The organism is Frankia sp. EI5c, from assembly GCF_001636565.1.
GTDB lineage: Bacteria > Actinomycetota > Actinomycetes > Frankiales > Frankiaceae > Parafrankia.
The window spans coordinates 24,238-33,897 of record NZ_LRTK01000024.1 but is presented as its reverse complement, the minus strand read 5'-3'; the positions used below and the strand labels follow the sequence as shown (position 1 = coordinate 33,897).

At 69.6% G+C, this 9,660-nt stretch carries 6 protein-coding genes and 1 pseudogene; 5 read left to right on the top strand and 2 right to left on the bottom strand.

Going from position 1 to position 9,660, the window contains the following annotated elements:
* Positions 1–146 precede the first annotated feature (146 nt).
* The 3 genes from UG55_RS13475 (at position 147) to UG55_RS13465 (ending at position 4,593) form a co-directional block, all read left to right on the top strand.
* Positions 147–2,456: a PKD domain-containing protein gene (locus UG55_RS13475; RefSeq protein ID WP_313954609.1), complete on the top strand. Its 2,310-nt coding sequence runs from the start codon at positions 147–149 to the stop codon at positions 2,454–2,456.
* Between the two features lie 308 nt (positions 2,457–2,764).
* Complete coding sequence (rfbC, locus tag UG55_RS13470) at positions 2,765–3,313, top strand: dTDP-4-dehydrorhamnose 3,5-epimerase (RefSeq protein ID WP_066067855.1); 549 nt, start codon at positions 2,765–2,767, stop codon at positions 3,311–3,313.
* The gene (locus UG55_RS13465) at positions 3,310–4,593 is read left to right on the top strand and encodes an NAD(P)H-dependent oxidoreductase (protein WP_066067852.1); all 1,284 of its coding nucleotides are present in this window, start codon (positions 3,310–3,312) and stop codon (positions 4,591–4,593) included. Before rfbC ends, UG55_RS13465 begins: the two co-directional genes overlap by 4 nt.
* Positions 4,594–4,840: 247 nt before the next feature.
* Here UG55_RS13465 and UG55_RS13460 read toward each other — a convergent pair whose 3' ends face one another.
* Together UG55_RS13460 and UG55_RS47190 are read right to left on the bottom strand one after the other, a co-directional pair.
* A complete protein-coding gene (locus UG55_RS13460; protein WP_066067849.1) occupies positions 4,841–5,089 on the bottom strand; it encodes a hypothetical protein in 249 nt (82 codons plus the stop codon).
* A 306-nt stretch (positions 5,090–5,395) separates the two neighbouring features.
* On the bottom strand, positions 5,396–6,301 hold the full coding sequence (locus UG55_RS47190; RefSeq protein WP_083986765.1) for an SGNH/GDSL hydrolase family protein: 906 nt from the start codon (positions 6,299–6,301) through the stop codon (positions 5,396–5,398).
* A gap of 513 nt (positions 6,302–6,814) precedes the next feature.
* On the opposite strand from UG55_RS47190, the pseudogene UG55_RS47185 reads away from it, so the two are divergent.
* Both UG55_RS47185 and UG55_RS13445 read left to right on the top strand, forming a co-directional pair.
* Positions 6,815–6,995 (top strand): annotated as a pseudogene (locus tag UG55_RS47185) (helix-turn-helix domain-containing protein); the annotation flags it as partial.
* A gap of 881 nt (positions 6,996–7,876) precedes the next feature.
* The gene (locus UG55_RS13445) at positions 7,877–8,680 is read left to right on the top strand and encodes a GntR family transcriptional regulator (protein WP_066067840.1); all 804 of its coding nucleotides are present in this window, start codon (positions 7,877–7,879) and stop codon (positions 8,678–8,680) included.
* Positions 8,681–9,660 lie beyond the last annotated feature (980 nt).

Sequence of the window (9,660 nt, the reverse complement as noted above, 5' to 3'; positions counted from 1 at the left end):
CCGGGACCGGGACCGGGACCGGGACCGGATTCTCGGCCTGGGGCGTACGCACCAGGTATTTCGAGGGCTTGTCCGCCGGCGCGTCACATGTTGGACTCGGCGTTCACGGGCGGCTCCGGCGCACAGGTGACACTGGTGAGGTCGCATTGACGCGAGACACGCACACGCGCGACGGCGGCGCCGAAAGTCGGCGGCGGCCGGATGATCTCGGCGGTCGATCCGGTGAGCGTGTCGCGCGGCGGGGTGCCTGGTCCCGCCCGGTCAGGTTCACCGGCCTGCTGGCCGCCACCCTCGTCACCGCGGGCATGTTGGTCGCCTGCTCCGACGACTCCGAGCCCCCCTTACCTGCGGCGAAGACCGATCTCGGGCGCCCGTTACAGATCGACCGGAAGCCGTCCGCGGGCCCACCCTGCGAGCCCGCCGCCGAAGGCGGCGCGATCCGCGTGACCGAGAGCTGCGTCGATCCGGACCTGAACCAGCCGTATGTCGACATCGACGAGAAGCGGACGATCACGGACTCGGCGGCGAAGGTGACGGTGGACGTCCGCCACGTCCACGGTGGCTTCAGCGGGACGAAGGCGAAGTTCTCCTTCTACTTCCCCGAGCGGTATCAGGGCCGATTCTTCGAATCCACCTATCCCACATTGTCGACGGAGGAGGCGGCGCCGAACACGGTGGCGTTCGCCGCCACCAACGGCGCGTACGTCGTCTCCACGAACAACGCCGGTGGCCTGCCCGGCGCCGGCGACATCGCCGGCTACCGGGTCAACGCGGCGGCGGCGAAGTTCTCCCGCACGGTCGCGGCGCAGGTCTACGGCGACACCGCCCGCCCGCGCGGATTCATCTACGGCGCGAGCGGCGGCGCCTACCAGACGATCGGCGCGCTGGAGAACACCGAAGGCGTGTGGGATGGCGGGGTGCCGATGGTCCCCGGCACGCCGAACGCCATTCCGAGCAGCATGACCGTGCAGCTGCTGGCACTGCGGGTGCTGCGGGACGCGTTCCCCCGGATCGTCGACGCGCTGGAGCCCGGCGGCAGCGGTGACCCGTACGCCGGCCTGACCGGCGAGCAGCGGGACGTACTGCGCGAGGTGACCCGCCTCGGCCTGCCGATCCGCGGCTGGTGGGACTACCGGGACATGAGCGGGGGCGCCTTCTTCGCGGTCGGCGGCGGGGTGCGGATTCTCGACCCGACGTATGTCGACGATTTCTGGAGCCTGCCGGGCTATGCCGGCACCGACCCGGCGTCGTCGGCCGCGGCCGCCCGCATCCAGCACGAGGCCGAGGTCACCGCGCTGGTCAGCGACCCGGGAACACCCGCCAGACCAGCTCTGGCCGACGTCCAGGGCACGCCGACGATTCCCGCCGCGCCGCCCGGCGGGCTGACCCTGTCCAGTGTTCCGACCGGCCCGGCGGGCGACCTGGCCGGGGCGGACATCGTCGTCCTGAGTGGGGCCGCGGCCGGCAGCACCATCCCGCTCGGGGAGGTGCGGGGAAACACCATCACCTACGGGACGGGCGCCGACCCCGCGATCACCGCCGCGCTGCGCCCGGGTGACCGGCTCCGCCTCGACAACTCCTGGATCATCGCCCTGCAGTACTACCACCGCCACCAGGTCCCGCCGACCGACGAGTACGCCTGGGACCAGTTCCGCGGCGCCGACGGCACACCCCGCTATCCGCAGCGGCCGGTTCTCGCCGGGCCCACGTTCGCCCAGGCCGCCAGCGGCGCCATTCCCACCGGCACCTTCCACGGAAAAATGATCATGCTCGCGTCCCTGCTGGACACCCAGTCGTTCCCCTGGCCGGCCGACTGGTACCACGGGCGCGCCCGAGCTCACCTCGGCCCGAAACTGGCCGACCACTACCGCCTGTGGTTCATGGACAACGCCGACCACATTCCCCCGCGGGACGCGGCGGCCGGAACACACGTCGTCAGATACCTGGCCGAACTCCAGCAGGCACTGCTCTACCTGGACGCCTGGGTCCGCGACGGGACCGCCCCGCCGGCCAGCACCACCTACCAGGTGGACGGCGACACGCAGGTGCGGGTGCCGGCCAGCTCCGCCGAGCGGCACGGCGTCCAGCCGGTCGTCGACCTGGCCGTCACCGCCGTCGCGGGCCGCGGGATCCCGGCAGCCGGACGCGCCGAGGTCTCCACCGGCCAGCCCGTCGCCCTCACCGTCACCGCGCAGGTGCCACCGGACGCCGGCGACCTCGTCAGCGTCGAATGGGACTTCGACGGCAGCGGCGAATACCCGGAGCATTCCGAGCTCGACAAGCCGGCCCGGGAGACGCGGCTGACCATCAACCACACCTTCACCAGGCCGGGGACCTACTTCCCGGTCGTGCGGGTCACCTCCCGACGGCCCGGCGACGACCTCGGGGGCGCGGACGGCGGCACCCCTTACGGCCTGGTCCAGAACCTCGCCCGCGTCCGGGTCGTCGTCCGGTAGGCCGGCCCCTCAGCGCTCGTCCCGGGACGGCCGCGCCGCGGCGGCCCGGAAAACCCGCACATAGGTCAACGGAAAAGTTGCCCTGCGTGACATCGGTGCGATCAAGCGGACTTCTGTTCGCTCCGAGCGACCGTGCCATGCGACAGGAGGCGTCTCCACCGCGAATGTCACGCTGGCGGGTCATCCGGGTGGCCACCCTCCGCAGCACGGGACAGTGACGCGCAGAGGCCGTTACATGCTTCTACTACGATGCCGAAGGTCACTCGCAGTATTGAGTTAGACCAAGCGGATAGGACGAGCCTCCCGACATGCTGATCAATACCACCCCGCTCGCCGGCGCGGCGCTGGTCGATCTGAAGCTCCTCGAAGATGAGCGCGGCTTCTTCGCCCGTGCGTTCTGCCAGCAGGAGTTCATCGACGCCGGGCTCGAACCGCTGGTCGAGCAGGCCAACATCTCGTTCAACCACAAGGCCGGCACCCTGCGCGGCTTCCACTACCAGCTGGAGCCGAACGCCGAGACGAAGTTCGTCCGCTGCTACCGCGGCGCGATCTACGACGTCATCATCGACCTGCGGCCCGAGTCACCCACGTACCTCCAGTCGTTCGGCGCCGAGCTCAACGAGGACAACCGAACCGCGATGTACGTCCCGCGCAACTTCGCGCACGCCTACCTCACGCTGACCGACAAGGCCGAGGTGCTGTACCAGGTAAGCACCTCGTACACCCCGGGCGCCGAGCGCGGCCTGCGCTGGGACGACCCGCAGCTCGCCGTCGAGTGGCCGATCCAGCCGGTGGTCATCTCGCCGAAGGACGCCGCCTGGCCGCTGCTCTCCGAGGTCTCGGTGGAAGCCCGATGATCATCATTGACACCGCGCTGGCCAAGCGCGAGGCCCAGGGCCGCCCGATCCGGGTCGGCATGATCGGCGCCGGGTTCATGGGCCGCGGCCTGGCCAACCAGATCGTCAACTCCAAGCCCGGGATGCGCCTGGTCGCGGTCGCCAACCGCACCCTCGCGAACGCCGAGCGCGCCTACGCCGAGGCCGGCGTCGAGCCGGTCCGGGTCGAGAACGCCGCCGCGCTGGACGCCGCGATCGCCGCCGGCACCCCCGCCGTGCTCGAGGACGCCTTCGAGCTGCTCAAGGCCGAGAACCTCGACTGCATCGTGGACGTCACCGGCGCGGTCGAGTTCGGCGCCCGGGTGACCGTGGCCGCGATCGAGCGCGGCCTGCCGATCGTCACGATGAACGCCGAGCTCGACGGCACGGTCGGCCCGCTGCTCGCTCACCGCGCCCGCGAGGCCGGGGTCGTGCTCACCGGCGCCGACGGTGACCAGCCCGGCGTGCAGGGCAACCTGATGCGCTTCGTCATCGGGCTGGGCGTCACCCCGCTCGTCGCCGGCAACATCAAGGGCCTGCAGGACGAGTACCGCACCCCGACCACGCAGAAGTCCTTCGCCGAGCGCTGGGGCCAGGACCCGTACATGGTCACCAGCTTCGCCGACGGCACGAAGATCTCGTTCGAGCAGGCGATCGTGGCCAACGCCTTCGGGCTCACCGTGCCGAAGCGGGGTATGAACGGCTGGGACCACGAGGGCCACGTCGACGAGCTGACCAGCCGGTACGACGTCGACGAGCTGCGCGAGCTCGGCGGCATCGTCGACTACGTGGTGAAGTCGAAGCCCGGGCCCGGCGTGTTCGTGCTCGGCACCCACGACGACCCGAAGCAGCGTCACTACCTGGAGCTCTACAAGCTGGGCACGGGCCCGCTGTACAGCTTCTACACGCCCTACCACCTGTGCCACTTCGAGGTGCCGAACACGGTCGCCCGAGCGGTCGACTTCGCCGACGCGGCACTCGCCCCGCCGGCCGGCCCCAGGGTCGATGTGGTCGCCACCGCCAAACAGGACCTGAAGGCCGGGCACACCCTCGACGGGCTCGGCGGCTACGACACCTACGGCGTGGCCGAGGCCTCGGCCGCCACCCGGGCCGGCGCCCTGCTGCCGATGGGTGTCGCCGAGGGCTGCATCCTCACCCGGGATGTCGCCAAGGACGACGTGCTCACCTACGCGGACGTGACGCTTCCGCCCGGACGGCTGATCGACACGCTCCGCGAGGAGCAGGAGAAGCTCTTCGCCTGACGGCGGGACACCCCCCACCGGCCGGCCGGCCGGCCCGGCCCGGCAGCGACCCGCGCGTCCGCTGCCGGGCCGGGCCGCGTTCGTCTCCGCCCATCCGCGCACCACCTGAGCACGCGCGCCACCTGAGCAGCAGACGCGCGGCCTGAGCACGCGCGCCGCCCCCACCGTCTTGTCCGTCTTGTCCGTCTTTTCCCGGGCAAAGAGAAACCCCGGCCTGGACCCAGGCCGGGGCGCTCGTGGTAGCCGGTCAGCCGGCCGTCGGCACCGCCGCGGTCTCCTCGACGACGGTGAACAGGCCACCCTCGACCTCGCGCCAGTCACTGACGGGGCGGACGCCGAGGGTCGCGAGCAGCTTGCCGGCGGCCTCGCCGAGGGCGGGGAGGTCGGCTTCGTCGAGCCGGCCGACGACGGTGCCCACCGTGTCAGCCTCACCCCGGATGATCCGGACGTCGCGGGTGTCGGCGTCGACGTACGCGTAGGTGTTCGTGTCGGTCAAGGGAAGCCTCCTTGGGACAGGGGAGATCGGTTCGATTCGTACGAGGGAAATCCTTACGCAGCGACGCGGAACCGGGCCACGCGCCTCCCGACGCGTCAGGCCGCACGGGCATATGGCGTGCCGCGGTCGTCCCGCGGGACCAATCCCAAACCGATGGCGGCCAAATCCGGTCCGACCGGTGCGGCGGAAGCCCTTGGCGGTAGCTGCCATGTGGTGCCACTCCGCGGCCGGATGATGTGCGTGCCGGCACAATTGGGAACTACCGCTCGCCAGCCGCGACCCTCGCGGCGGGCCGACCGGCGCACCTCACGAACGCCTGTCGGTGAGGGCTTCCTTGATGAGATCCGCCATCGCCCGGTGCCCGACAGCCGTGGGGTGGTACGCGAATCCATCACCCTCCGGAACGGTGTACCCGTTCGTCCAACGTGCCGACTCGGGACCGCAGGCAGTGTGGTCGCCCGCGACGGCGTAGGGATCGACCAGGAGAGCGTCCGACGTGGCGAACGCCTCGACGAATGCCGCCTCGAGCTTCTCGCCCATCGAGCGGAGCATCGCCAGTTCGCTGTCTTCCAACGACATTGCCGGGCAGTTCGTGTCAGGCATTTCCCGCGGATAGGTGACGAACACGATCCGGGCCGAAGGTGCCTTTGCCTGAAGTTTCTCCACCATGGATACCAGCTGGCCGGGAAGTGCCCGCAAATTGGCCTCGAGGTCGACCGGCTCGGTGCACAGTCTGGCCGGGTCACCGCAGCCCAGGGCGGTTCCGTTGAAGGCGATGTCATTCCCTCCGACGGTTACGGTGATGAGTTTCGTATCGGCGGTCACAGCGTCGATCTGTGGCGGGTTCTCGCCCTGGTTCGTATCGACGACATGTGGCACCGAGGCCGCTCCACAGCTCACATCCACGAGCCGCAGCCCGAGTTCGGCGGCCACCAGTTGGGGGTAGTCGCGGCTCGAACGTCCACACTCCGACTGCTCACTGATCCCGAATCCAGAAGCGATCGAGCTGCCCAGCGCAACATAGAGATCGCCGTCACGTAATGCCGGGGCGGCTGAGGAGGTCGGTGTTCGCGCGTTGGACGACGTGGGCGTCGGCGAGGAACTCTCATCACTCGAACACCCCACGACTCCGATCACGAACGAGCCGGCGAGCACCGCGACCGCCGCCCGACCTGCCGTCAGCCGAACTCCCCCGTTGGAGCGGTTTCCCATACTGTGCGCCNTTCTCTTCACTGATTCCGATCAGCCCGGACTGTGCGATTTCTCGGGCGCCGCCACCGACCGCCGGTTCGCCATCCGGGAAGGATCCTGGACATTCAGGTGACCGCGGCACAAGGCGATGCCGACGGGCGCGGGGCAGGCCGCAGGCGGCTTGCCACCTGTTACATCATGTGTTTGAAATTAATACACTTGTTTTATCAAGGTGTCAACGGAGCGGACGGCACGCGCGGCCGGCGGGCTACGTCACCTGCGAGTCGGGGAGCCCTGCCGGTGTCACATCGCCTCGCTGGCAGCCGCCAGGTGATCACCGCGTCCTGCCGCGACCGATCAGCGCGAGGTGCGGTCGGCGCGAGGTGCGGTCGGCGCGAGGCGCGGTCGGCGCGAGGTGGCCGCCCCCGCCGCGAACCCGACTTCGGTCGAAGCGCAGATGTTTAATGGGGACCGGGCGTGAGTCCGGCAGCCGGTGGTAGACCCGTCCTGGTCGGGTACGGAAGGCGCACAGCGATGGCAGCAGTAGCTCGACCGCCCTCGATCCGTGAACGGGCTCCCATACAACTACTCGAGACCGCGGAACGGCTGTTCGCGATCCACGGTATCGACGGAGTATCGCTGCGCCAGATCGGCAGTGCCGCCGGCCACCGGAACTCGGCTGCGGTGCAGTACCACTTCGGGTCGAAGTCGGCGCNGCTCCAGGCGATCCTCGAGCACCGACTACCCGCGATCAACGCCCGACGTTCCGAGATACTCGAAGCTCTTCAGCACGAAGGGCGGCAAGGAGATCTTCGAGCTCTCGTCGAGGCGATGGTCCTCCCGCTTCTCGAGCTGAACCTGGGGATGCACTACGTGGCGTTCCTCGCCCGCCTCATGGACAACCGGAGCGAACTGAGAACTGCCGCCCTCGCGGTCGATCCGGTCGGCCCCCCCAGCGTCGGACTGGTGGCCGAGAACATCAAGGCCGTCCTCGGCCATGTGCCACCACATCTGCGGGACCGCCGCGTTCTGATGGCGCTGGAGCTCACGGTGCACACGATCGCCAACCGCCAGTCGAGGACGGTCGACGGCGAAGACGACGGGCTGACTCCCACGATGTTCGCTAATGATCTTGTCGACGCTGTCGTCGGGCTGCTCGCGGCACCGCATTCCAGCGCTCGCCGAGGGTAGATCCCCTCGCGCCGGCAGCGCACGCCTCCGAGGATGACGGCCAGGACGTCCGTTCCCGGGGCGAGGTACCCGTNGTCAGTGCGGCTGGTCGAGTTGGCTGGCCTGTGCCGGACCGCCACATGACCCACTTCAACCGGGACTTGGCACCAGGTCGACGTTACGATCGGCGATCTCCTCCAGATCATCTCGGAGGTCGACGATCTCGAAGCCAAGAGTCGAGTCGGGCGCCAGCACATACAGCAGGTCGCCGTACGTCGACTCCTGGCAGTGATCAGCTGCCATCGAGCACCTCGCCNGTCGTGGCGTTACACGCTGGTAACGTCGGCTGTACCGGTACAGACAGGGTGGCCGCATCGAGTGATCGAAAACAGTACTGGTACAGCTTGAGTGACGAGGAGTGCCGGTATGACCAGATACGAGGAGATCGCCGCCGAGCTACGCCGACGCCTCGACGCCGACCCCACCCCCTACCCGGTGGGTAGCCGCCTGCCCGGCCACAGCCAGCTGACCGCGGAGTTCTCCGTGGGCCGCGGGGTCCTGACCGAAGCCCTCGGCCTGCTGGCACTGGAAGGCCGCATCCGCATCACCGACCGCTCCGGCGCACTCGTCCTCGACCCCGCCGCACCCCCGCAACCCGTCGACGTCGGCGGACAGGTTCGCCGCAACGAACTCGGCTACATCTTCAACGCCGCCGCTGGCCACTGGCGGCTCACTGTGCCACCCACCCGCCGCTGGCTTCCGGCTCCTCCACACATCGCCCGCCTCCTCGACGTCCCCATCGCCAGTGACGTGCTGGAACGCCACCGGATCGTCGGCCCCGACGGCCACCCCGCCCAGATCGCCGACTCCTACCTGCCCGCCGACCTCGCCCGCGGCACCATCCTCGAAGCCGCCTCCACCGGCCCCGGAGGCATCTACGACCGGCTCGAACACGACTTCGGCCACGGCCCCCTCACCTGGCACCCCCGCATCGGCGCCGCCGCGGCCACCCCCGACCAGGCCCGCGACCTCGGCGTCTCCCGCGGCACCCCGCTGCTCGTCCTCACCCGCATCTCGATCAGCGGCACCAGCGGACGCCCCGTCGAAGCCACGATCACCTACCTCGACGGACACCGCTTCGCGGTCACCGGCCAGTCGATCACCCGCGACGACACCGCCGTCTGGCCCACCACACCCGCCACCGCGGAAAACCGACCAGCCGCCCTTTGACCTGTGTACACATGCCGGGCCGTCGCGGGCGAAAGCGTCAGCGGCGAGTGGCCAGCATCTGATCGCGGTCAGCGCCAACGACCCGGACCATCTGCGCGAACTGGTCGAAGCAACGCGCCTCGATGTCGACCGCGGCGCGGTCGACCGGTACCGGTCCCTCCTACGGGATCGCCAGCGGCCAGAGCACAGCGCGCTACGCCGCTCCTGACAGCTCGATCACGAGCCGGTCAGCTTCGCGGGCCAGCGGCCCGGCCAGGTCCGGATGATCGCCGAAGTTACGGCACATCCTCAGCAACTCGACGCACATGAACAGCCGGGCCACGGCCCCGGACCGGCATGCCAGGTCATCGGCGAACAGGTCGGCCACCCGCCCGGCAACGGCGGGAACGAGGAGCAAGAACGCCCACAGAGTGGCGCCGTCGAGCCCACGGGGCCCCTGGCCCCACCCTTCCCAGTCCAAGAGCACCATGCGCGGGGCGGTCAGGTTCGCCCAGTGCACATCGGCGTGAGCTGGTAGCCACTCGTCCACCGTGGGGTCCACCGCCGGGCCGGCGTACTCGGAGATCCGCCGACTGATCAGATCCTGTCGGACGGCAACGCGGGTCGTCTTCGCCCCGGCAAGTGTGGTGAGCGAGCCACGGAGGGACTCCCACCAATCGCCAGTCAGGCTCTGCGGTTCCTCCCGGATCTCCGGCGTCGAGCTGACGGCAGGCGCCTCGACGCGGGTCGTCTCGTCCGCCCGCCACACCAGGCCCCGCGTGTCGTCGCGCCAACGCACCGAGCCGAGAAGCTGCGGCTTCGACACGCCTGTGAGGACGGAGGCACATTCCTCCNCGGTCCAGATGCGTTCGTTGATCTGCGAGGCGGGGCGGAACAGGATCTTGACCCAAGTCCCCCGGCTCGTCCCGAACCCCATCGACTTGCCACCCCACCCGAAGGCCGGGTGCTCGATGTCGAGATCGGTGGCGAGGGTTGCCGCA

Excerpts from the sequence above, each read along its gene's own strand:
- rfbC (WP_066067855.1), top strand. The coding sequence starts at position 2,765 with ATGCTGATCAATACCACCCCGCTCGCCGGCGCGGCGCTGGTCGATCTG.
- UG55_RS13465 (WP_066067852.1), top strand. The coding sequence starts at position 3,310 with ATGATCATCATTGACACCGCGCTGGCCAAGCGCGAGGCCCAGGGCCGC.
- UG55_RS47190 (WP_083986765.1), bottom strand. The coding sequence starts at position 6,301 with ATGGGAAACCGCTCCAACGGGGGAGTTCGGCTGACGGCAGGTCGGGCG.
- UG55_RS13445 (WP_066067840.1), top strand. The coding sequence starts at position 7,877 with ATGACCAGATACGAGGAGATCGCCGCCGAGCTACGCCGACGCCTCGAC.